Annotated in this window: 21 protein-coding genes and 1 riboswitch; of the genes, 19 read left to right on the plus strand and 2 right to left on the minus strand. The window is 35.1% G+C overall.

Going from position 1 to position 23,120, the window contains the following annotated elements:
• The first annotated feature begins 12 nt into the window (after positions 1-12).
• The 8 genes from EHV10_RS05270 (at position 13) to EHV10_RS05300 (ending at position 9,653) form a co-directional block, all read left to right on the plus strand.
• Complete coding sequence (locus EHV10_RS05270; protein ID WP_128673755.1) at positions 13-720, plus strand: isoprenyl transferase; 708 nt, start codon at positions 13-15, stop codon at positions 718-720.
• Complete coding sequence (locus EHV10_RS05275; RefSeq protein ID WP_128673756.1) at positions 720-1,520, plus strand: phosphatidate cytidylyltransferase; 801 nt, start codon at positions 720-722, stop codon at positions 1,518-1,520. Before EHV10_RS05270 ends, EHV10_RS05275 begins: the two co-directional genes overlap by 1 nt.
• Before the next feature lie 4 nt (positions 1,521-1,524).
• On the plus strand, positions 1,525-2,664 hold the full coding sequence (gene dxr, locus EHV10_RS05280) for a 1-deoxy-D-xylulose-5-phosphate reductoisomerase (RefSeq protein WP_128673757.1): 1,140 nt from the start codon (positions 1,525-1,527) through the stop codon (positions 2,662-2,664).
• On the plus strand, positions 2,661-3,692 hold the full coding sequence (gene rseP / locus EHV10_RS05285; protein ID WP_128673758.1) for an RIP metalloprotease RseP: 1,032 nt from the start codon (positions 2,661-2,663) through the stop codon (positions 3,690-3,692). The genes dxr and rseP overlap by 4 nt, the downstream gene beginning before the upstream one ends.
• 23 nt (positions 3,693-3,715) lie before the next feature.
• Positions 3,716-4,774: a flavodoxin-dependent (E)-4-hydroxy-3-methylbut-2-enyl-diphosphate synthase gene (ispG, locus tag EHV10_RS05290; RefSeq protein ID WP_128673759.1), complete on the plus strand. Its 1,059-nt coding sequence runs from the start codon at positions 3,716-3,718 to the stop codon at positions 4,772-4,774.
• Position 4,775: 1 nt separating this feature from the next.
• The gene (locus EHV10_RS05295; protein WP_128673760.1) at positions 4,776-9,221 is read left to right on the plus strand and encodes a PolC-type DNA polymerase III; all 4,446 of its coding nucleotides are present in this window, start codon (positions 4,776-4,778) and stop codon (positions 9,219-9,221) included.
• 83 nt (positions 9,222-9,304) lie between these two features.
• Positions 9,305-9,454: a hypothetical protein gene (locus EHV10_RS14505; protein ID WP_158609904.1), complete on the plus strand. Its 150-nt coding sequence runs from the start codon at positions 9,305-9,307 to the stop codon at positions 9,452-9,454.
• The gene (locus EHV10_RS05300) at positions 9,411-9,653 is read left to right on the plus strand and encodes a hypothetical protein (RefSeq protein WP_128673761.1); all 243 of its coding nucleotides are present in this window, start codon (positions 9,411-9,413) and stop codon (positions 9,651-9,653) included. The genes EHV10_RS14505 and EHV10_RS05300 overlap by 44 nt, the downstream gene beginning before the upstream one ends.
• Before the next feature lie 892 nt (positions 9,654-10,545).
• Here the strand turns inward: EHV10_RS05300 and EHV10_RS05305 are convergent.
• Positions 10,546-11,871, minus strand: coding sequence for an IS1380 family transposase (locus EHV10_RS05305; protein WP_128672997.1), 1,326 nt, complete (start codon positions 11,869-11,871; stop codon positions 10,546-10,548).
• A gap of 303 nt (positions 11,872-12,174) precedes the next feature.
• Between EHV10_RS05305 and EHV10_RS05310 the strand changes: the two genes are divergently transcribed.
• From EHV10_RS05310 to EHV10_RS05355, 11 genes are all read left to right on the plus strand, one after another.
• Positions 12,175-13,464 (plus strand): IS110 family RNA-guided transposase, encoded by a 1,290-nt coding sequence (locus EHV10_RS05310; RefSeq protein ID WP_128673762.1) that lies wholly within the window; start codon positions 12,175-12,177, stop codon positions 13,462-13,464.
• A 442-nt stretch (positions 13,465-13,906) separates the two neighbouring features.
• Entirely contained in the window at positions 13,907-15,262 is a 1,356-nt protein-coding gene (locus tag EHV10_RS05315) for a hypothetical protein (RefSeq protein ID WP_128673763.1), read from the plus strand.
• Between the two features lie 90 nt (positions 15,263-15,352).
• Positions 15,353-15,496 carry a DarT1-associated NADAR antitoxin family protein gene (locus EHV10_RS15515; protein WP_408610085.1) on the plus strand — a complete coding sequence of 48 codons (144 nt, stop codon included), beginning with the start codon at positions 15,353-15,355 and terminating at the stop codon, positions 15,494-15,496.
• Positions 15,497-15,547: 51 nt separating this feature from the next.
• Entirely contained in the window at positions 15,548-15,976 is a 429-nt protein-coding gene (locus EHV10_RS05320; protein ID WP_128673764.1) for a DUF6290 family protein, read from the plus strand.
• Positions 15,977-16,065: 89 nt separating this feature from the next.
• Positions 16,066-16,407 carry a YlxM family DNA-binding protein gene (ylxM, locus tag EHV10_RS05325; RefSeq protein WP_334295162.1) on the plus strand — a complete coding sequence of 114 codons (342 nt, stop codon included), beginning with the start codon at positions 16,066-16,068 and terminating at the stop codon, positions 16,405-16,407.
• A 9-nt stretch (positions 16,408-16,416) separates the two neighbouring features.
• Positions 16,417-17,772 (plus strand): signal recognition particle protein, encoded by a 1,356-nt coding sequence (gene ffh / locus EHV10_RS05330; protein WP_128673766.1) that lies wholly within the window; start codon positions 16,417-16,419, stop codon positions 17,770-17,772.
• Positions 17,773-17,840: 68 nt separating this feature from the next.
• Positions 17,841-18,083 (plus strand): 30S ribosomal protein S16, encoded by a 243-nt coding sequence (rpsP, locus tag EHV10_RS05335; protein WP_007591924.1) that lies wholly within the window; start codon positions 17,841-17,843, stop codon positions 18,081-18,083.
• Positions 18,084-18,095: 12 nt separating this feature from the next.
• Positions 18,096-18,323, plus strand: a complete 228-nt coding sequence (locus EHV10_RS05340; protein ID WP_009218659.1) for a KH domain-containing protein — start codon at positions 18,096-18,098, stop codon at positions 18,321-18,323.
• 77 nt (positions 18,324-18,400) lie between these two features.
• On the plus strand, positions 18,401-18,910 hold the full coding sequence (gene rimM / locus EHV10_RS05345; RefSeq protein ID WP_128673767.1) for a ribosome maturation factor RimM: 510 nt from the start codon (positions 18,401-18,403) through the stop codon (positions 18,908-18,910).
• A 2-nt stretch (positions 18,911-18,912) separates the two neighbouring features.
• Positions 18,913-19,662 (plus strand): tRNA (guanosine(37)-N1)-methyltransferase TrmD, encoded by a 750-nt coding sequence (gene trmD / locus EHV10_RS05350; protein WP_128673768.1) that lies wholly within the window; start codon positions 18,913-18,915, stop codon positions 19,660-19,662.
• Entirely contained in the window at positions 19,655-20,767 is a 1,113-nt protein-coding gene (locus tag EHV10_RS05355) for a DUF4317 domain-containing protein (RefSeq protein ID WP_128673769.1), read from the plus strand. Before trmD ends, EHV10_RS05355 begins: the two co-directional genes overlap by 8 nt.
• A gap of 131 nt (positions 20,768-20,898) precedes the next feature.
• On the opposite strand, the gene EHV10_RS05360 is transcribed toward EHV10_RS05355, so the two are convergent.
• Entirely contained in the window at positions 20,899-22,674 is a 1,776-nt protein-coding gene (locus EHV10_RS05360) for an IS1634 family transposase (RefSeq protein WP_128673770.1), read from the minus strand.
• 290 nt (positions 22,675-22,964) lie between these two features.
• A riboswitch (FMN riboswitch) is annotated at positions 22,965-23,082 on the plus strand.
• Positions 23,083-23,120: the final 38 nt, after the last annotated feature.

Genomic DNA, 23,120 nt, shown 5'->3' on the forward strand with positions numbered 1-23,120 from the left:
TGGAGTATAAATTTGGAAAACTTAGTTATACCAAAAAGCATTGCCATAATACTGGACGGCAATGGAAGATGGGCTGAAAGAAGAAACCTGCCAAGAGCAATGGGACATAAAGCCGGATGTGAGGCGCTTGAAAAAACTGTTGAAGACTGTGTACGACTTGGAGTGGAGTGCCTTACAGTATATGCCTTTTCTACAGAGAATTGGAAAAGATCAGCAGTGGAAGTAAGTGCTTTGATGAAGCTTCTCAGATTTTACATGGTGAAGCTTATTGATGTTGCAAATAAAAACAATGTAAAAGCTGTTATGATCGGCGATGAGAGCAGATTCGATCCGGATATTAGAAAAGGAATTCAAAAGCTTGTGGATGCAACAAGTAAAAACACAGGTATGACTTTTGCATTTGCTATAAATTATGGTGGAAGAGATGAGATAAAAAGAGCTATAGAACATATAGTGGATGATGCCGCCGCCGGAGTTATTTCAAAAGAGAATATAAATGAGGAGCTTATTTCCTCATATTTAGATACAAAGAATTTACCGGATCCGGATTTGCTTATTCGTACAAGCGGTGAGCTTAGAGTTTCAAACTTTTTACTTTGGCAGATAGCATACAGTGAGTTTTATATTACAGATACTTTGTGGCCGGATTTTGATAAGGATGAGCTTTTGAAGGCTGTGGAGAGCTATAGCAAAAGACAGAGGAGATTTGGAGGTCGTTAATGTTTTTTACCAGACTGATAAGCGGAATAGGACTTTTGATAGTGGCTATCTTGGCTTTTTATATAGGTAATTTACCGCTTATAATATTATCCGCATTAATTTCCGTAATAGGTTTATTTGAGTTTTACAGAGCTTTGGGCCTTGATAAGAAAAATATTGCATATCTTGGATATGCGTACTCACTGATATATTATTGTTTGATTTATTTTAAATTAAATCAATATATATTCTTTTCGGTGATAGCATTTCTTCTGGTTATTTTTGCAATATATGTATTCACATTTCCTAAGTATAAGACCGAGGAGATATCACTTATATTTATGGGAGTAATGTATATTCCGATACTGTTTTCATATGTTTACAATACCAGAACATTTGATGACGGACACTATCTGGCATGGTTAATACTTATATCCAGTTGGGGCTCGGATACATGTGCATATGCGGTAGGTTCACTTTTTGGTAAGCATAAAATAGCTCCCGTACTAAGCCCTAAAAAGTCTGTAGAAGGTAGTATAGGCGGAGTTTTGGGAGCCGCTCTTATAGGAGGAATATTCGGCGCTATATTGTCGGGACATTTTATAAGTACCTTATCACCGGTATTTACCTGTGCCGCTTCATGCGCTATAGGTTCTGTAATATCACAGGTTGGTGATGCGCTTGCTTCAGCTATAAAGAGAAATCATAATATAAAAGACTATGGAAATTTGATTCCGGGACATGGTGGCATACTTGACAGATTTGACAGTATGATATTTACCGCTCCTGCGATCTTTTTTGCAATATATTTTTTGGGATAAATAAATGAAAAAAATATCTATTTTGGGATCCACAGGATCCATAGGAACACAAACACTTGATATAGTTAGAATAAATAATGACGTGGAAGTGGTGGCACTTTCAGCACATAAAAATATAGATTTATTGGAAAAACAGATACGAGAGTTCAAGCCTAAGGTGGTTGCCATATGGGAGGAAGCTGACGCAAAAATTCTTTCAGATAAAGTAAAGGATTTGGATGTAAAAGTGTGCTTCGGTATGGACGGACTGATAGAGGTTGCCTCTGTTTGTGCTGCCGATATAGTGGTAACAGCTGTTGTAGGTATGATAGGTATAGAGCCTACTATTGCGGCAATAAAAGCGAAGAAGGATATTGCACTTGCAAATAAGGAGACACTTGTTTGCGCGGGGCATATTATTATGCCGCTTGCAAAGGATATGGGTATAAATATATATCCTGTTGACTCTGAGCACAGTGCTATTTTTCAATGTCTTGATAAGAATAATCCTATCAAGAAGATCTTACTTACCGCTTCAGGCGGGCCTTTTAGAGGTTTTAGTAAGAAAGAATTAGAAAATGTTACTCTAGAAGATGCTCTAAAGCATCCGAACTGGAGTATGGGAAAAAAAATCACCATCGATTCTGCTACAATGATAAACAAGGGATTGGAGATAATAGAGGCGTCGCATTTATTTGATGTGGATATTGATGATATTGAGGTTGTCATACAAAAAGAATCCATCATTCATTCTATGGTAGAGTTTAAAGATAACGGGATTATAGCACAGCTTGGTACACCTGATATGAAGCTGCCTATTTCCTATGCTATTTTTTATCCTGAGAGAAGATATATATCTGAGGAAAGAGTGGACTTTTCAAAACTGTCAACTTTGAACTTTTTAAAACCTGATTTGGATGTATTTGAAGGACTTAAGATGGCTATATCGGCAGGCAAAAAGGGTGGAAGTGCACCTACAGTTTTAAATGCCGCCAATGAATGGGCTGTAGATAAATTCTTAAATAAAAAGATTGGATTTACAGATATACCGCGTCTTATAGGTCTTGCCATAGAAAATCATCAGTTCAAGGAAAATCCGTCTCTTGAGGATATCCTATCATTGAAACAGTGGACCGAAGAGTATTTGGAAAGGATAAAAATTTGAATATAGTTATTGCATTAATTATTTTTGGAATAATAGTATTAATACATGAGTTTGGACATTTTCTATTTGCCAAACTCTCAGGAGTAAAAGTTGTAGAGTTTTCTGTAGGAATGGGACCCAGAATTTTCTCTGTAAAGGGGAAAGAAACCAGGTACTCACTGAAGCTCTTACCGCTTGGCGGTTCCTGCGCTATGTATGGAGAAGATGAGGATGAAGACGCACCGGGAAGCTTTAACAGCGCACCGCTTTTGGGAAGAATTGCCACTATTGCGGCAGGACCTATTTTTAACTTTATTTTGGCATTTTTAGTTGCCATATTTATAGTTGCAAATGTGGGCGTGGATAAACCTGTGATAAGCGGATTTGTATCAGGCCTTCCGGCTGAGAGCTCAGGACTTATGGTAGGCGATGAGATAGAAAAAATTAACGGAAGAGAAATTTTCTTTTACAGAAGTGTTTCCACATACCTGTTTATGAATCAGGGTAAAGCTATTACACTTACGGTAAAAAGAAATAATGAAAAACAAACAATAACAGTTACACCTATGTATAATGAGGAATACTCTCAATATATGATAGGTATAAAAAGCTCCGGATATGAAAAGCTGAATAACCCGCTCTCAATACTTAAGTATTCAGTATTGGAAGTAAAATATACTATTTCAATGACTGTTGATTCACTTATCTATCTGCTAAGAGGCAGAGCAAAAGCAAGCGAGATAAGCGGACCTGTAGGTATTGTAAATATGATAGGAACTACGGTGAATGAATCAAAACCATATGGAATATTTGTTGTACTGCTTTCATTGTCACAGATGGTGTTACTTTTAAGTGCAAACCTCGGAGTAATGAATTTACTTCCACTACCGGCACTTGACGGCGGAAGACTTATCTTTTTATTCCTTGAGGCGATATTTAGACGACCTTTAAACAGAAAAGTGGAAGGATATATTCATTTTGCAGGTTTTGCTCTCTTGATGCTTTTGATGGTTTTTGTAATGTTTAATGATATAAGAAAAATTATATAATGCTTGCATTATAGGAGTAAATAATGAGAAAGAAAACAAGATTAGTACAAATAGGAGATAAATATATAGGCGGTGATATGCCTATTCTTATACAGTCGATGTGTAATACAAAGACTGAGGATGTCAAAGCAACTGTAGATCAGATTTTAAGACTTGAGGATGCAGGTTGTGACATAATAAGAGTTGCAGTGCCGAATTCAGAGGCTGCAAAAGCAATCGCAGAGATCAAAAAGCAAATACATATACCGCTTGTTGCCGATATTCATTTTGATTACAGACTGGCACTTGAGGCTATAAAGTCAGGTTGTGATAAGATAAGGATTAATCCCGGAAATATCGGAAGCAGTGAAAGAATAAAGGCTGTAGTGGATGCTTGTAAAGAAAGAAATCTTCCCATTAGAGTCGGTGTAAACTCAGGCTCTTTGGAGAAAAATCTTATTGAAAAATATGGCGGTGTTACAGCTGAAGGTATTGTTGAGTCTGCACTTGATAAGGTGAAAATTATAGAAGATATGGACTATAATAATCTTGTTATAAGTATTAAATCTTCAGATGTGATGATGTGTGTAAAGGCACATGAACTGATTTCCGAAAGAACAGATTATCCGCTTCATATAGGTATAACAGAGTCCGGCACGGTAAAAAGGGGTATGATAAAGTCATCACTCGGACTTGGTATTATATTATATCAGGGTATAGGTGATACTATCAGAGTATCTCTTACCGGTGATCCTATAGAAGAAATTTTTGCCGCAAAGCTTATATTAAATAATCTTGGACTTAGAAAAGGCGGTATAGAGGTTGTATCCTGCCCTACATGCGGCAGAACAAATATTGATCTTATAAGTCTGGCAGGTAAGGTTGAAAAGCTTGTAGAAGGTTATGATCTTAATATAAAGGTTGCAGTAATGGGATGTGTGGTAAACGGACCGGGAGAAGCTAAGGAAGCCGACATAGGAATTGCCGGCGGAATAGGCGAGGGACTTTTAATAAAGAAGGGCAAGGTGGTAAAGAAATTGCCTGAGAATGAACTTTTAGCAGCTCTTAAAGAGGAACTTGATATATTGTCAAAAGAGGCATAGAATGTTAAAAAAATTCAAAGACGTTTTTCAAAGTTTAGAATGTTCGGGTCATATTGACGAACTTTTAAACTTTGTTTTTGTGGAAAAAGTGAGTGCAAGCAATGATATGTCTTTGATAAAGATAAATATCATTGCCGAGAGAATAATAGAGAAGAAAACAATTCTTGATTTGGAAAAGCTTATAAAGGATAAGATGTTTCCAAAAAAGAATGTTAAAATTAAAATATTTGAAAAGTTCAAACTGTCAAGTCAATATACTGCCCAAAATCTTTTTGAGACCTATAGAGACAGCATACTTCTGGAAATAAAAAACTATAAGATATCCCAGTATGTTATTTTAAACAATGCCTGCATTACATTTGACGGTTCATACATGGACATGACGGTTGAGAAAAATCCTTTAAATGAAAGTGTAATTGATGAGCTTGTAAGAATACTTGAAAAAATCTTTAATGAAAGATGTGGAATACTTTGTACGGTAAGGCATAAGTTTGTTGCAAGAAAAGAAAGAAATGAAGAAATAGAGTATGCCGAGCGAACCGTTACAAAGAAAAGCGATAACAGTGATTTTGTTACCGGAAGTGCAAATGCGGCATGGGAAGGCGGTGAAAATAATGAATCCGCAAAATCAAATGAGATAGCAGCTAATTCAAATCCCAAAAAGGATACAGGTAAAAAGTTTGGAAATAAGGGCTTTGATAAAAAAGGATATACTCCTAAGTATACAAAGCAAAAGTCGGATAATCCGGATGTTATTTATGGAAGAGATTTTGATGACAATTTTATAAAACTATCAGACCTTATCGGAGAGATTGGAGAAGTAACTGTCAGAGGAAAGATCATAGAAGTTGAAAGCAGATATCTTGAAAGAAGTGATTCCACACTTTATATTTTTGCAATTACAGACTTCAGCGATTCCATTTATGTAAAGATGTTTGTTCGTGGCGAGCAGTTGGATTCGGTTAAGACAAACATAGTCAAAGGAAATTACATAAAAGTAAACGGTATGGCTCTGATTGATAAATTTGACAGTGAGCTTACAATTTCATCTATAAAGGGAATAAAAAAATGTGAGAAGTTTGAAGAGAATATCAGAATGGACAATGAGCCTGTAAAAAGAGTTGAGCTTCATTGCCATACGAAAATGAGCGATTTTGACGGTGTTTCTTCAGCTTCAGATATAATAAATCAGGCTAAAAACTGGGGAATGGATGCAATTGCAATTACAGATCATGGAAATATTCAAGGTTTTACAGAAGCCAGCCATGTGAAGAATCCACCTAAGATAATATACGGTGTAGAGGGTTATCTGGTAGATGATTTAAAGGAACTTGTAACCAATCCTATGGATAAGACTTTGGATGACGGTTTTATAGTATTTGATATAGAGACCACAGGATTCTCTGCCAAAAACGATGCAATCACTGAGATAGGTGCGGTTAAGGTCGTAAAAGGAGAGATTGTAGACAGGTTCTCAACATTTGTAAATCCAAGAAGACCTATTCCTTTTAAGATAGAAGAACTTACACATATCAGTGATGCAATGGTAATGAATGCACCTGTTATCGAAGATATACTTCCTGAGTTTTTGGATTTTTGTGAGGATTATATTATAGTCGCACATAATGCGGGTTTTGATACGGGATTTATACGTGAGAATGCAAAGAGAATAAACAGAGAGTATAATCCTTCAATAATAGATACTGTTGCAATGGCAAGACTTCTTTTGCCGGATCTTAACAGATTTAAGCTGGATACGGTATGTAAAGCTTTAAATATATCTTTGGAAGGTCACCACAGAGCTGTAAATGATGCCGAAGCAACAGCACAGATCTGGGTGGAATTTATAAAAAGACTTAAAAGCAGAGGATTGTCCAAATTATCGGAGGTGGCAAGCTTAGGTGAGACCAATGCGGATATCGTAAAGAAAACCAAATACAATCATGTAATAATACTTGCAAAAAATGATATCGGAAGAATAAATCTTTATAAATTAATTTCATTATCGCATATTGATTTCTTTAATAAAAGACCCAGAATCCCGAAATCTATTTTAGCAAAGATGAGAGAGGGGCTTATTATAGGAAGTGCCTGCGAACAGGGAGAGGTTTATAAGGCTATTTTAGATGATGCTACAGATGATGAATTAAACAGAATTGTATCATTCTATGATTACCTGGAGATTCAACCTATAGGCAACAATATGTTCCTTTTGGAAGATGAGCAAAATGATATTCATTCCATAGAAGACTTGCAGGATATAAACAGAAGGATTATTGAGCTTGGAAATGTATATGAAAAGCCTGTAGTTGCCACCTGTGATGTGCATTTTTTAAATCCTGAGGATGAGATATACAGAAGGATTATATTCTATGGAAAGGGATATAAGGATGCGGATACACAGCCGCCACTATATCTTCGTACAACGAGAGAAATGCTTGATGAGTTTGAGTATCTTGGCAGTGAGAAAGCTTATGAAGTGGTTGTTACAAACACAAGAATGATTTCAGATATGGTGGAGGTGATATCACCGGTAAGACCTGATAAATGTCCGCCTGTTATAGAAAATTCGGATGAAGATTTGACCAATGCCTGCTATAAGAAAGCACATGAGCAGTATGGTGAAGTATTACCAAAAATAGTTGAGGACAGACTGAAAAAAGAGCTGAATTCTATTATCTCAAACGGGTTTGCGGTTATGTACATTATTGCAAAAAAGCTGGTGGAAAAGAGCAATGAGGACGGTTATCTTGTAGGCTCAAGAGGATCTGTAGGTTCTTCTTTTGCCGCATATACTTCGGGAATAACTGAAGTTAATCCACTTCCGGCACATTATTACTGTGACTGTAAATATGTTGACTTTGACTCACCTGAAGTAAAAGCGTTTGCAGGTATGGCAGGTTGTGATATGCCTGATAAGATTTGTCCAAAATGTGGTAAGAAACTTAAAAAAGACGGTTTTGATATTCCATTTGAGACTTTCCTTGGATTTAAAGGAGATAAAGAGCCTGATATAGACTTGAACTTCTCAGGAGAATATCAGCCAAATGCCCATGAGTATACCGAGGTGATATTTGGTAAGGGTTATACTTACAGAGCCGGAACAGTAGGTACTCTGGCAAATAAGACGGCATACGGTTATGTAAAGCATTATTTTGATGATAAAAATGAGAGTAAAAGAAAATGTGAGATAAACAGACTGGCTGTAGGCTGTGAAGGTGTAAGAAGAACTACGGGTCAGCACCCGGGAGGTATCATAGTGCTTCCTCATGGTGAAGAGATATATACATTTACACCGGTACAAAGACCTGCAAATGATATGACCACAAAGACTATTACCACACATTTTGATTATCACGCTATCGATCACAATCTTCTAAAACTTGATATACTTGGACATCAGGATCCTACAATGATAAGAATGCTTCAAGATCTTACAGGTATTGACCCGGTAAAAGATATTCCACTGGATTCAAAAGAGACAATGAGTCTTTTCCAAAACACCTCGGCCCTTGGAATTGAGCCGAAAGATATACTTGACTGTCCGCTGGGTGCTTTAGGAGTACCTGAGTTTGGTACCGATTTTGCTATGCAAATGTTAATTGATACAAAACCTCAGGGACTTTCAGACCTTGTAAGAATTGCCGGACTTGCACATGGTACCGATGTTTGGCTTGGAAATGCACAGACTTTGATACTTGAAGGTAAGGCAACCATAAGAACAGCTATCTGTACCAGAGATGATATCATGATTTATCTTATAGAACAGGGACTTGATGAAGGTGAATCCTTTAAGATAATGGAGAGTGTAAGAAAGGGTAAGGGACTTACAGATGAATGGGTCGAACATATGGAGGAAAAGGGTGTGCCTGACTGGTATATCTGGTCCTGTAAGAAAATAAAGTATATGTTTCCTAAAGCTCATGCTGCCGCATATGTTATGATGGCATGGAGAATTGCTTACTGTAAGATATTTTATCCATTGGCATATTATACGGCATACTTTACTATAAGAGCTACAGGATTTAACTATTCTCTTATGTGTATGGGAAAGGATAAGCTTGAGTTTAATATTGCTCAATATAAGAAAAATCCGGATACCACAGCCAAATATGCGGATACTCTTCGAGATATGAGAATAGCACAGGAGATGTATGCAAGAGGTTTTGAGTTTGCAAAGATTGATCTTTTCAAAGTGCATCCTACAAAGTTTCAGATAATGGATGACGGCAAGATAATGCCTTCGCTTTCAAGTATTGAAGGACTTGGCGAAACTGCCGCCACATCAATAGTCAATGCCACAAAGGCAGGACCTTTCATTTCAAAAGATGATTTTATGTCCAGAGCAAAGGTCGGAAAGAGTACATGCGAACTTCTTGACAGCTTGAACTTACTGGGAGATCTGCCTGAGAGCAATCAGATATCGTTTTTTGATTTGATGGGGTAAAAATATAGATGAACTAATTACGTTAAAGAATAATTTGTTCTAGAGTTATTTCTAAAGTCATTTTAATTAAGGAGAAATGTAGTATGGAATGTTTAACATGTGGAAAGATAACAGATAATAAAAAAGAATTTTATGAGGTTACCGGTAGAGTGGGTTTGAAGTACATTTGTAAGGAATGTGCGGCTGAACTTGGATATAATAATTTTTTCTGTTGGAATTCATACAAATACTAACCTGTTAAAAAAATATGTAAAGACTCATCCTGAAGCACAAGAAAGACTTGATTTACACATACAAGGAAAACTTGAAGCAAATTCAAGAGAAATAGAACAAATAAAAGGATACGGTGATAAGATAAAAGGCTATATTGATAAGATAAAATATGATGCAGAAGAAAAACGTAAATATAAAAATTGTAAAAAAATGCAATAAACAGAATTTACCTGTAAGGCATGTGGTAATATTTATTATGTTAGTTTGATGGATGATATAGAAAATTTCTCTTTAGCAGCTGCGGGTCTTTCTAGTTTGGGAAATTTAGGAAATAGTATCTATATAGCAAGTAATTTAAAGGATAGAAATCAATGCCCTAAATGTGGTAGTACAAGGACTACTAATAAAGTGATTTATTTTTATGTTGATAAAAAGGGCAATTTGGTGGAGTGATTTATTTATAGTTATTTAAGATTTAATTAAAAAAGTTCTTTAAAGAAACCGAACCAATATGTTAAGCTTTTTCTGTAAATAGCTATTAAGCCAAAGGTCTTCTATGACAAAATATAAAAATCATAGAAGACTTTTTATTATAGCAAAAAGAGAGAAGAAACCGATACACAAGATTATAATGACTGAAGATGCAATCAAAGAAAAGTAGTTCATTTTTTAATAATGCATTTTATATCAGAATGTATACTTGGATTTCATCTTATTATTTATGGGTAATTAATATATAGAAATTTTATATTTCTCACAAACACTTTAATTAGATGTGTGTATGTGTCAAAATATACATACTAAACACTATATAGGATCTACTATTGTAAACAATACTTATTTGTTACGATATAAAATATTTTATGTATCTATTTAGCGCAATGTTTCTTACGATATTATTAATATATTTACAACTTATTTTGTATATGTTAGTATAAATAAAATTAACCTGCATTATTCACGGTACGATATTTAAGTTAATTACCGTGCTATAAATCTTTAAACCTAATCCATGACGCTATAACTGACTTGATACACCTAAAAATGGGCAGACTTCCCCTAGGTAGAGTTTACAAGTAGTTATCAAGCTGTCAAGGTTCATTATTAGTTGTTATTCAAGCTGTATACATAGCTTGCTGATATTTGATAGAGTATCATAGAACTCATCCTTATATGGGCAACTGCTACACAGCTTGAATGTTATATACCTTGCTGAACGAATTACTTTTGCAGCAATCTTTAGCAGTTTTAGACGGACAGTATCAATGCGTTGTTTTCTCATATTTGCAGATAACGCCAATCGTCTAAACCAATTAAATATGTTATAAGCAAGTGCATGTATTTGAAGCCTGTTGGCATTTACAATTCTTGTATGACTGCTGACAGAAGCAAAGTCAAAACCTGTTTTACTTTCCTTTATGAAGTTTTCCATCAAGCCTCTTTTGCAATAGAACTTGATAAGATATTCAGGGGATGATTCCATGTTTGTAACAATGAATGTATACATGTAAGTAATTTGGTTTTCAGGTTTTTCAACTTTACAGACAACACGTCTTTCATAAGGCCAAGGACCTGCCTGATACATGAATTCACCATAAACTACAGCATAATCTACTTTGTTGTTTTTTGTGATTTCATCAAGTTCATCTACAAGATATGATGCTTTATCACGAAGTATAGCATTCTCTTTCAAACGAATTACATAGCCGGTGCCGTTTTCTTCACACTGTTTATATAAACCGGGTGTTGCAAAGCCACTATCTCCACGAAGGAGAAGTTTAATTTCCGGAAAATCTTCAAGATATTCATCAAGTATAGGCTGAAGAAATTCCACAACTCCTGTGCTTGAATACTTAGTCCCATCGCGAAGCTGAATTTTAATCAAATCTCCTGTGATTCCATCATAGCAAACAAGTGGATGGTAACCGTTACTTTGATAGTGGAAGTTAAATGCTCTACCTTCCTGTTTGCCATAGGCATTAAGGAGTGTTGAGTCCAAATCTAAAATGATAGCTTCCGGCATCTGAATGCTATAAACTTTCTTTCGAAGAATTTGATTTATTGAAAGGAACTGATTCAGCGAATCCTCATCCATTCGATTATGAAATCTTGAAATGGTTGGTTGTGATGCTAAAGTGTCTTTATTTAGCACTGCTTTAAACACAGGATCATTTGTAAGTTCATCTGAAGCGTCATCTTCAAAATAACCTGCAATGATCATATATATCATCTGAAGAAGATTTTCTTTATCAGTGTGATAACGGAATAATGCAGAATCATTGGTCTTAAATGATTGACTGAAAAGTTTATCAATGCCAAGTTTACTTACGAATTCTTTTATAAGAAGTAAGCCTGCATCAGAGGATAAATCTCCTCCATCGAAATTAATTTTAATTTTTCTATTGCTTTCAAGTGATAAGGTGTTTACAATACTCATAAAGGGCTCCTTTGTGTATTTTTTTTGAGTTTAAGCACCTTAATTTTACCACAAATGGACGCTCTTTTTTTCTTCACTTAATAAGTGAAAGCAATATTTTGTTAAAATATAGTAATTATGTGGCTTTCAGCCACTTTCATGGAGTTAACAATGAATAATCTAGGATTAATATTAATTTAAATAGCTTCCTGTATAATTCAAAGTGTAGAAAGTAAATGATTTTACAAAAATAGATACCTAAGTTAAACTGTCATTGCTGACCGGCCAGTTAGCAAATGAGCGGAATAAGGAAGGTATCTACAAATGAATTCTACACAAAATAAGAAGATTGAACAAGTAAAAGAAACAACAATGATTGTCGGCATTGATGTTGGCAGTGAAAAGCATTATTTCAGAGCTTTTAACTGGAGAGGCATAGAACTTACCAGAAAGCCTGTAGCGTTTTCAAACTCTATGGAGGGATTCAACAGCTTTTACAATTCGGTTGTGGAACTGATGCAGAAAAATGAACTTAAAGATGCACTGGTAGGAATAGAGCCAACCGGTCACTACTGGTTTGATCTTGGGCAGTTCATGGGTGAAAAGAACATAAAGTTTGTGATGGTAAATCCGCACCATGTGCATAAGACCAAAGAATTAGATGACAATAGTCCATCTAAAAATGACAGAAAAGATCCTCGTGTTATTGCAGGGCTTGTAAGGGATGGACGATATTTTTATTCATATATGCCGACAGGTGTATATGCAGAACTGCGGAATGCGTCAAACCGCCGGTTTGTGCTTGTAGAAGAACAGACAAGGGCGAAGAACCGTCTGCAGAAGTGGGTTGCAGTGTATTTCCCGGAATATAAGGGGATTTATACACACATAGATGCCAAGGGAGGGCTGCTGGTGTTAAAGCAGGCACCAACTCTTGAGGAGATAGTAAGACTAGGAGTGGAAGGTATCATAAAGATATGGAAAGACGCTAAACTCCGAGGAAATGGGCATAAGAAGGCTATGCTGATCCTGAATGCAGCCATGAAAAGCATAGGATTAAAAGCAGGTCTTACAGAAGCTCGGATGGAGATACAGGATCTGATAGAGGATTATGAACTCCAGACAAAACGCCTTGAACGGGTCAATGACCTGATCAAAGAACTGTGCCAACAGGTCAGGTATGCGGATAAGCTGCTTGAAATAAAAGGTATAGGAATAACAACCGTAGCTGGTTTCATAGCAGAAGTTGGTGATATCACGCGCTTTGATAGCACGAAAGAACTTCAGAAACTTGCAGGATTGGAACTGGTGGCAGATAGTTCCGGTAAGCACGACGGAAAAACAAAGATAAGCAAAAGAGGACGCAAGCGTCTCAGATATCTACTTTTTGAGGCAGCGATATCGGTGGTGGGAAAGAATGAAGAATTCAAAGAAATCCACAGATATTATACTACCAGGGAAAAGAATCCATTGAAAAAGATGCAGTCGCTGATAGCAGTAGCATGTAAGCTGATAAGAGTATTCCATGTGATCCTTACCAAGGGAATCAGTTATGATGCATCAAAGATGTTGAAAGATATTCGACGTCCGGGAGAGCAGTTAAAGGCTGCATAACCGAGCAATAAAGAACAACCATAATGATTATAGGAAGCGTCCACCGAAAGGTGCTGTAATCGTAGTGTTTGGATCAGTGATGAAAGTACAAAGAATGAGCTGGTAGCCGGCAGGAATTTTCTCCAAAGGGCATGACCCTGATGAATAGCTAAGCTGGCACCCTGGTTATGGACAGGCAGAACGAAGGAAGTGAGGACCCACCGTAAGGAGGATAATCCTGTTGGACATGAGAGGTGAGCTGCCATATAGGGATGGGTACACATCGAGGCCATTTAGAACGAATAGTGATGACGTTTTATTTGGTGCACCCATTATTACTATATATCTGCCCTGTATGAGGTAAAGATCACTCCATAACCTTAGTTCTATTCAATGACAGGTATCAAAAAGTATTGAATTTATTAAAAAAACACTTGATTATATGGAGAGAGGAGTGATTACTATGGTTATAATATTTTCCTTGGTTGATTCAAGTAAGTCTATTTTTGATGTAGTAGATGATTGGAATAAGATGTTGTCATTTATAGTTTCTATCGGGGCTGTTTTAGCATCTATTTTTTCTCTATTTTATATTATTAGAAGCATTGGTTTAGAAGACCATACTAAATATACTTTTAAAGATGTTAGCGAAAAAGATCGATATATGATATTAAAGCCTGCTATAATTACTATTATTACTACTTTATTTGGCTTATTTTTGGGTTTGTTTATAGCATCTATTCAGTTAATTCCAAATTTAAATTACAATGATGTTTTATCTACTTATATTTTATCTGGAACTTTTTTTTTACTTATGTTCATTGTATTCACATATTTTTTCAAAAGATTTCCGTATAAGTTTTTGAGGGCTCCATATTATTTTTATAAAGAAAAAACAAAAAATTGTAATTTTTTATTATCTGCTTTTGCTAAAATACTTCTTATTATAGTATATTTTATAATGCTTATTATAGCTCTTATTCCAATTTTTATTTTGGGAGGTATATGCTCATTTGATAGTATCATATACACCATTTTGTCTAGCCTTATTTATAGTTTTTATGCAGTATCTGTATTTGTAGCTATTGTACACGATGAAGAAGATGTTATTTTCATAAAAATATTTGGTAATATATGCTTGATTATAGTAATGATTCAAATTCCTAGTTCAATTTATTATTATTATATTAAAAAAACAGAGAATCTAAATGATATAATTAAAGGAATTTTTATAATTTCTTGTATAATTACATTGCTTTTTTTTATTTTAAATTTTATGTATTTACATAAGAAAATAAATTCAAACATTTCAAGAAGGCAAGCTTTGGCGTATTTTTATGCAAAAACTAAAAATAATAAAAAAGTATATATATATGGGAAACTAGATGATTATTTTTTGTGTAACGAAAAAGACTATATTGAGTGTAGCAATATTGAACAAAAGGATCGAATTGAGAAAATATACAATTTTAAAAGAAAAGTATTAAAGAGTGTTTTTTTTGTAAATGATAAATTGAATGAAAAAAAATATAAGAAGCTATATTATGATCTAATTGAAGATATATTTTACTATATTAAATATTTGGATAAATATGATAATGACATGATTCATTTGTTTAAAATTTTAGACAAGGTGGTCAAGGGTGAAGTTGTTTTAAATACAATAACAAGCTTGGATAAAAATTTAGAAGACATAAAAAAAATCTTTATCAGAATGGATAAAAAGATTAAATTACAATTTATTGAAATTTCAGATATAAAAAATAAAACAATATATTACTACCGTAAAAATATAAAATCTTTTAAGAAAAACTTCTAAAGATTCTTTATAAAACCACTAACACATATATTTAGTGTGTTTTTATGAGCTATGGTTATAATACAGGAGAAATTTAAATAAAGTAAAGGTATTGAATTCAATCCGAATAAATCTATCAACTGCCAGGCCAGATCTGTTGCAATTGCAGTCGGATTAAAAAAAGTCGGTATATTGGAAAAATGTATATCAGACGAAAAAGTTTTCTTGAGTGAAGTTTATAAGGTAACCGGTTAGTAAATAAATATCAAATCAAACGATATTATATTTTTTATGAGGAAGTAACCTATGAGAGGATTGAGAACAAATGAAGGAGCTAAATTTGAAAAATATTTTGCCATTATAGAAGAGGAGGCAAGAAAACTCGGAGGAGTTTTCTTTTCTGAAACAGGTGAAGGAAGAGATTTAGACCTTGAAGATATTGAAGTATGTGATTTAGGCGGATGGCTGGTTCCATTTGATCAGGTAGATGAATTTGAAGCTCTTTATTTAGGTAGAAAAGATAAAGAAATATGGGCGGATAATAGATGGGATGATATGTATATTTTTGTAGACTATATACTTGATGGAAATAATGTAAGTGTTAAGTTTGATAAATATGAATATGATACCCAAATATTTGAAGAGTATGAGGCGGAAAAAGAGGCAGGGACTTTAAAAACACGTCCAATAGAGGAACTTTGGAAAGAAATTGAACTAAATGATCCGGACCAATAATTCGATCCAACTTTTTCAAGCTGTCAAGTAAAAACACTTGACAGCTTCTTTTTATATTGTTATAATCTCTCAGTATGGAAAATAATGATATAGAGAAATATATCAATCAAGGGATTCTTTATGATTTCTATGGAAAGCTTTTAACAGAGCATCAGCAAAGAATTTATGAGGATGTGGTTTTCAATGATCTCTCACTAAGTGAGATTGCTGAAAATGAGGGAATAAGTAGACAGGGTGTGAGCGATCTTATAAAAAGATGCAATAAATCTCTGATTTCTTATGAGGAAAAGCTTGGTTTGATAAAAAAGTTTGATGAAACAAAATCTTATGTAAAAGAGATACAAAGGATTGTTAAGATATATCAGGACACAAAGAATGAAGAACTTATATCAAAGATAGAAGAGCTTTCATTCAAGATACTGGATGTATAGGAGGTTTGAATGGCTTTTGAAAGCTTATCCGAAAAACTTCAAAATGTTTTCAAAAATCTTCGTGGCAAGGGCAGACTTACTGAGGATGATGTAAGAACCGGATTAAAAGAAGTAAGGCTGGCACTTCTTGAGGCTGATGTAAGTTTTAAGGTTGTAAAAGATTTTATAAAGAGTATTCAGGAGAAGGCAACAGGTACTGATGTACTCAATTCACTTACACCGGCTCAGCAGGTTATTAAAATAGTTAATGATGAGATGGTTTCTTTGATGGGTAGTGAGACTACAGAAATAAAGATTAAACCGTCAGGAGAAATAACTATTATAATGATGGCAGGTCTTCAGGGTGCAGGTAAAACAACAACTACCGCAAAGCTTGCCGCAAAATTAAAGAAAAAGGGAAATTCTCCACTTCTTGTAGGATGTGATATCTACAGACCTGCCGCCATAGAGCAGTTAAAAAGAAATGGTGAAAAGGTGGATGTGCCTGTCTTTGAGGTGGGAACCGATCACAAACCTGCAGAGATTGCTAAAAGAGCTGTGGAGTTTGCCAAGGAGAATCATCACAACATTATATTTCTTGATACTGCAGGTCGTCTGCATATCGATGAAGATATGATGGATGAGTTGATAGAGATAAAAGAAACTGTAAATGTTGACGATATCATTTTGGTGGTTGATGCCATGACAGGTCAGGATGCGGTAAATGTAGCCGAGACCTTCAATGAAAAGCTTGATATTACAGGAGTAATACTTACAAAGCTTGACGGTGATACCAGAGGTGGTGCGGCTCTTTCAGTACGTGCCGTTACAGGTAAGCCGATACTTTATGTAGGTATGGGAGAAAAACTCTCTGATTTGGAGCAGTTTTATCCTGACAGAATGGCAAGCAGAATTCTCGGTATGGGAGATATCCTTTCTCTTATTGAAAAGGCCGAGATGGATATGGATAGTGAGAAAGCTAAGAAGCTCTCACAAAAGATTGCCAAAGCGGATTTTGATTTCAACGATTTCCTTGATCAGCTGGAACAGCTTGAGAAGATGGGTGGTATGGCAAGTATACTCAGCATGTTACCGGGAATCGGTGGTAAGGCTGCATTACCTGAGGTTGATGACAGTCAGATGATAAAAATAAAAGCTATTATTCAGAGTATGTCTGAAAAAGAAAGGCTTGATCCAAGTCTTTTGAACCCTTCAAGAAAAAACAGAATTGCAAAGGGTTCAGGTGTAAATATTGCTGATGTCAACAGACTTGTAAAGCAATTTGAACAGATGAAAAAGATGATGAAGCAATTCCCGGGTATGATGAAGAATGGTAAAAAGAGAGGAGCCCTTGGCGGACTCTTCGGAGGAAAATTAGGTTTTTAACGGATTTTATTCTAAATAATTAGAATTGATCATATATAGATTTTTATAGCTATTAGGAGGATAATAAAATGGCAGTTAAGATGAGATTAAAGAGAATGGGACAGAAGAAGGCACCTTTCTATAGAGTAGTTGTTGCTGATGCTCGTTCACCAAGAGACGGTAGATTTATCGACGAGGTTGGTTACTATGATCCAACAGTTGAGCCAAGCGTAATCAAGTTTGATGAGGAGAACACAAAGAAGTGGCTTGCTAACGGTGCACAGCCAACTGACAGAGTTGCTAAGCTTTTAAAGAGTGCCGGATTAGTATAATAAGGACTGATTATGAAAGAAGTCATTGAGGTTATAGCAAAAGCTTTGGTAGATGACCCGGCTCAAGTAAAAGTTGAAGAGACAATCGATGGTGATACTACTATCTGTACATTGTCTGTAGCCGAAGCTGATATGGGCAAGGTTATAGGTAAGTCAGGAAAGATAGCAAAAGCTATCCGTTCTATCATAAAATCAGCATCTATAAGAGCTGAAAAAAAGGTAGTATTAGAAATAAAATAACAAAACAAGCTGCTACATTTGTAGTGGCTTTATTGCTATTTAAAGACTATATTAAGTAAGTTTTGAAAGAGAATAAAATGATTGATAGATTTAGAGTGGGAGTAATCACAAGCTCTCATGGAATAAAGGGTGAGGCAAAGGTATATCCTACATCTGATGACCAAAACAGACTGAAGAAAATAAAGAAAGTATATGCAAATATTAAGGGAGTAGAGACTGCACTTGATATTGAAACTGTCAGATTTCAAAAAAATATGGCGCTTGTAAAGTTTAAGCAGTTTAACACTCCTGAAGAAATACAGGCACTTAGGAATACCGATTTGTTTGTAAACAGAGAAAATGCCACACCTTTAAAAAAGAATGAAAACTATATTGCAGATCTTATAGGTCTTAATGTAGTTGATGAAGATGGTACACTGCTTGGTAAAGTTACAGATGTATTCCCCACAGGGGCAAATCATGTAATGGAAGTGGACATGGGAGAAAAGAAGGTATTATTCCCATATATCAGCCAATGTATACTGGATGTGGATCTTGAGGAAGAAAAAATTAAAGTCCATGTTTTGGACGGACTTTTGGATTTATAGATATGAAGTTTTTTTGTTTAACATTATTTCCTGAAATGATAGAAATGTGTATGAACACAAGTATAGTTGGTAGAGCCATAAAAAATGATTTTATATCAATGGAAGCCATAAATATACGTGATTATACACTTGATAAACATAGAAGAGTGGATGACTATCCATATGGTGGCGGTGCAGGTATGGTAATGCAGGCAGAGCCTATTCATAAAGCATATGAGAGTATCTGTGACAGACTAAATAAAAGAGCTAAGCTTATATATCTTTCACCTCAGGGCAAGGTATTTGATCAAAATGATGCCAAAGAACTTGCTAAACTTGATGAAATAGTCTTTCTTTGCGGTCATTATGAGGGTGTGGACGAGAGAGCACTTGAACTTACAAATGCGCAGTGTTATTCGATAGGAGATTATGTACTTACAGGTGGTGAGCTTCCGGCGCTTGTAATGATGGATGCAATAGCAAGGATGGTAGACGGTGTGCTTACCAATAATGAAAGTGCGGATTTTGAGTCATTTGAAGATAATTTACTGGAATATCCTCAGTATACAAGACCTGTAGAATATGAGGGACTTAGGGTACCTGATATGCTTCTTTCAGGACATCACAAAAATATAGAAGAGTGGCGAAGAAAAGAGTCTATAAAGAGAACTTATTTTAACAGACCTGATTTACTTGAGAATGCCAATCTTTCAAAAAAAGATTTAATTTATCTGGAGCAATTGAAGCAGGAAAGTGGTGAATTAGATGATTAGAGAAGAAATAAATGAGATCAAAAAGCAGTTTAACAGGGATACTAATGTTATCACAAAGTATGCCGGTTGCTATGTTGATGCTGAAAAGAATATAAAATTTATGAATAAGGATGCTTTCTATTCATTACCCGAGGAGGATGCTTTCAAATATGAGGAAATATTCAGAAAGACCTTATCCGGGGCAATTGGAAAGTCATTACTTACCTTGGACTTTTCTTTGGATGATGAAGGTGAAGACAGCCCACATGCATTTTTAATGAAGCTAAGGGAGAGCAGACTTGATGATGAACTGCTTTTAGATGAGTTTTTCAGAAAAGTAATAGAATCCTATGAGCATGCGGAAAATTATTACATAATACTTATTGATATTATGTATGATATCCCGGGTAAGGCAAGCGATAAGATTGCAATGGATGATGCTTCAAATGAAGTTTATCATGCGTTGCTTTGCAGTATTTGCCCTGTAAGCCTTTCAAAGCCGGCGCTCAGTTATTTTGCAAATGAAGGTGTAATTGCAAACAGAGTAAGAGATTGGATAGTAGGTATGCCGATGCATGGATTTTTATTCCCTGCATTTACAGACAGAACTACAGATATACATGCGGCATTATACTTCAGTAAGAAAAATGATGCACTTAATGAGAGTTTTATAAACGAAATAATAGGTGTAGAGCCTCCTATGTCATCAGTTATGCAAAAAGAAACTTTTGAAGCTGTGCTTTATGATATTTTAAGAGATGAGCTTACAATGCCTGTTATGTCCTCTTTAAGCTCAAATATGCTTGATTTGATTGCAGAAAACTCTGATAACCCCGAGCCTTTGGTACTTACAAAAAATGATATGGTAAAGCTTATTTCAAAGAGCGGTGTATCTGATGAAGCAGTGGAATCATATGAGAAAAGTAAAGATGCCGATATTGAGGTTTTGGCCGATAATGTAATAGATACAAAGAAATTTGAAGTTAAAACACCGGGTATTACTGTAAAAACCGACACGGATTCTATTGAAAAGCTTGAGACAAGAATCATAGACGGCAGAAAGTATATCCTTGTGCCTATAGAAGATGATGTGGAAGTTAACGGAATGCCTGTAAAGAGTATATAATACTATGTCTGTAAAGAGTATATAATACTATTGACATTTTGTATAAACCTGTCTTTGACAGCTAAAAGGTCTGAACCCCGTATATATCAAGGGTTTCAGACCTTTTTTAATTCACAAAAGTGTAGCTAGGACTACCTACTTTTTTTGCTGTCTCGAAAGACTTTCTTCATACTCAAATCGGTTAAGATTTCATAATCGGTACGAAATCCAAATGCTTCATGAAGTGCATCTGTTATAGCTGTTCTTGTGTAAGTGGGTAGATATCCTAACTTTTCTCCCGGACGATACATCATCATAGAGCGTAATACGTTAATAATCTCATCGCATGTATATTGTTCGCCAAGTTTTTTCTCAAGTATCCTAAAGACTACCAATGAAGCAAAACAAGTTATGAAATGTGCCTTTATGCGATCTTCTCTTTGAAGATAAATAGGGCGTGCACTGAACTCGGTTTTCATGATTCTGAAACATTCTTCAATTTCCCATCTCTTCTTGTTTATACGAACGATTTCTTCGGCTCCGGTTGTCTCCAGATTAGTACAAACGGCGTAGAAGCCGTCATATTTTTCTTCTTCAGCTATGAGGTTCGAATCTATATAAGGGATTTCTCTGTCACAGACTTCTCCTGAAGATGTCACTGCTTCAGTAGCAATAAAACGGCGTGGATCATTTTGGTTTTTTTGATTTCTTTTATATTCCCCTTTTTCAATAAGCTTATTAGCACGGTCAATCTGGTTTTGCCTGATTTTTTGGTGATATTTTTTGTACTTTAAGGAGAATGATACAATAAGATGTTGCTCTAACGCTTTATCACCTTCTTTGACCTTTTTATTGGATAAATCTTCTTTAATCCATCTTTCCTTATAAAAGACTTTATTATAGTCTGTTTGTTCATCTAGGTTATTCAGATTAAATAATCCTGTTTCACCTTGTACTGACCAGCCTTCAGGGTCTAGGGCAAACTCCTTTAAATATTTTGGAAGTTGTTTTATAGATTGTGTTGTTATAAAACTTCTCATTCTTTCACCAAATAAAGTTTTGTCGTTAAACTTTCTATTGGCATTTGAAGAAAGACCTGCGTCTGTACAGATAATAATACTATCAACACCATAATCATCGATTACCTTTTGTTCAAGAGGCTTTAGTGTTGGCTGCTCATTCTTATTTCCGGGGAAAATATCAAAAGCAAGAGGAATACCGTCATGATCCATAAACATTCCCATTCCGACAATAGGTAGTGGTTGATGTTGTTTTGATTTTCCATATTTCCTAAGTTCGTCTTCCTGCTCGATTTCAAAGTAATAGTTTGTGCAATCATAGTAAAGAATGTCATTCCTGCGAGGAAGTATCCTTTGGCTATTTTTATAAAGTTCAGATTGAATAAAGTCACTTTCTTTAGATAAAACAGAAAGTGAACGATATATATCATGTAAATTAAAGGTTGGCTGTTCAATAAACATTTTGGAAGAACGATTTGATGCCAACTTAGAAGATGGATAAAGGATACGAGTAAAAATTAGTCGAGATAAAATATCGTTCAAATCATATTCAAAGCTATACTTCTTTGAAATTTTAGAACAGATTTTATCCAGCTTAAGTGAATAGTAAATACTCTGAAGAAATAGATATCCACAGTTAAACAAATGTTTTTCATCAGGCTTCAGGAGTTTTGAAGGAGAACATTTTATCAATATCTCTTTTTGTTCCTCATATTCCTTACGATTAAGTTCATCAACATATTCCTTAGCCCAAACGTAAGGGTCTTTTCCATTAGCTCTAGTCCTAACCATATCAAGATTTCCAAGTTTTTCAATAGTAACTGTAGTGACAGAACCATTGGATTTGCGTATAGATTTCTGAACATAAAATGTAGCAGAGTTTTTTGATTTACTTACAGTAAGCTTCATAGCATTCCACCTCCATGCTCATATTATACCATATTTAACTATAAATAGCTACAAAAAATAACATAAGAATTGACAAAAAAATAAGACTGAAATCCAGTCTTTATAAGGGGTTGAGGTTTATAAAGGGAGTAGTTAGCTGTCAAACTCCCGAGTATATCCTTGTGCCTATAGAAGATGATGTGGAAGTTAACGGAATGCCTGTAAAGAGTATATAATACTATGTCTGTAAAGAGTATATAATACTATTGACATTTTGTATAAAAAGTCTTAGAATTAAACTAACAAAATAAATATTTCTTCGGGGCGGGGTGTGATTCCCCACCGGCAGTATAGTCTGCGACCTGCATGAGCAGTTGATTTGGTGAAATTCCAAAACCGACAGTATAGTCTGGATGAGAGAAGAGTGTTTTCAGATTCATTTTCTTATACCCCCTATAGATAATATA

The sequence above is a fragment of the Lachnoanaerobaculum gingivalis genome (assembly GCF_003862475.1).
GTDB lineage: Bacteria > Bacillota > Clostridia > Lachnospirales > Lachnospiraceae > Lachnoanaerobaculum > Lachnoanaerobaculum gingivalis.

What these genes read in the sequence shown, in the direction of transcription:
- EHV10_RS05275 (WP_128673756.1), top strand. Translation starts at nt 720, where the DNA reads ATGTTTTTTACCAGACTGATAAGCGGAATAGGACTTTTGATAGTGGCT.
- dxr (WP_128673757.1), top strand. Translation starts at nt 1,525, where the DNA reads ATGAAAAAAATATCTATTTTGGGATCCACAGGATCCATAGGAACACAA.
- ispG (WP_128673759.1), top strand. Translation starts at nt 3,716, where the DNA reads ATGAGAAAGAAAACAAGATTAGTACAAATAGGAGATAAATATATAGGC.
- EHV10_RS05295 (WP_128673760.1), top strand. Translation starts at nt 4,776, where the DNA reads ATGTTAAAAAAATTCAAAGACGTTTTTCAAAGTTTAGAATGTTCGGGT.
- EHV10_RS14505 (WP_158609904.1), top strand. Translation starts at nt 9,305, where the DNA reads ATGGAATGTTTAACATGTGGAAAGATAACAGATAATAAAAAAGAATTT.
- EHV10_RS05305 (WP_128672997.1), bottom strand. Translation starts at nt 11,871, where the DNA reads ATGAGTATTGTAAACACCTTATCACTTGAAAGCAATAGAAAAATTAAA.
- EHV10_RS05310 (WP_128673762.1), top strand. Translation starts at nt 12,175, where the DNA reads ATGAATTCTACACAAAATAAGAAGATTGAACAAGTAAAAGAAACAACA.
- EHV10_RS05315 (WP_128673763.1), top strand. Translation starts at nt 13,907, where the DNA reads ATGGTTATAATATTTTCCTTGGTTGATTCAAGTAAGTCTATTTTTGAT.
- EHV10_RS05320 (WP_128673764.1), top strand. Translation starts at nt 15,548, where the DNA reads ATGAGAGGATTGAGAACAAATGAAGGAGCTAAATTTGAAAAATATTTT.
- ffh (WP_128673766.1), top strand. Translation starts at nt 16,417, where the DNA reads ATGGCTTTTGAAAGCTTATCCGAAAAACTTCAAAATGTTTTCAAAAAT.
- rpsP (WP_007591924.1), top strand. Translation starts at nt 17,841, where the DNA reads ATGGCAGTTAAGATGAGATTAAAGAGAATGGGACAGAAGAAGGCACCT.
- EHV10_RS05340 (WP_009218659.1), top strand. Translation starts at nt 18,096, where the DNA reads ATGAAAGAAGTCATTGAGGTTATAGCAAAAGCTTTGGTAGATGACCCG.
- rimM (WP_128673767.1), top strand. Translation starts at nt 18,401, where the DNA reads ATGATTGATAGATTTAGAGTGGGAGTAATCACAAGCTCTCATGGAATA.
- trmD (WP_128673768.1), top strand. Translation starts at nt 18,913, where the DNA reads ATGAAGTTTTTTTGTTTAACATTATTTCCTGAAATGATAGAAATGTGT.
- EHV10_RS05355 (WP_128673769.1), top strand. Translation starts at nt 19,655, where the DNA reads ATGATTAGAGAAGAAATAAATGAGATCAAAAAGCAGTTTAACAGGGAT.
- EHV10_RS05360 (WP_128673770.1), bottom strand. Translation starts at nt 22,674, where the DNA reads ATGAAGCTTACTGTAAGTAAATCAAAAAACTCTGCTACATTTTATGTT.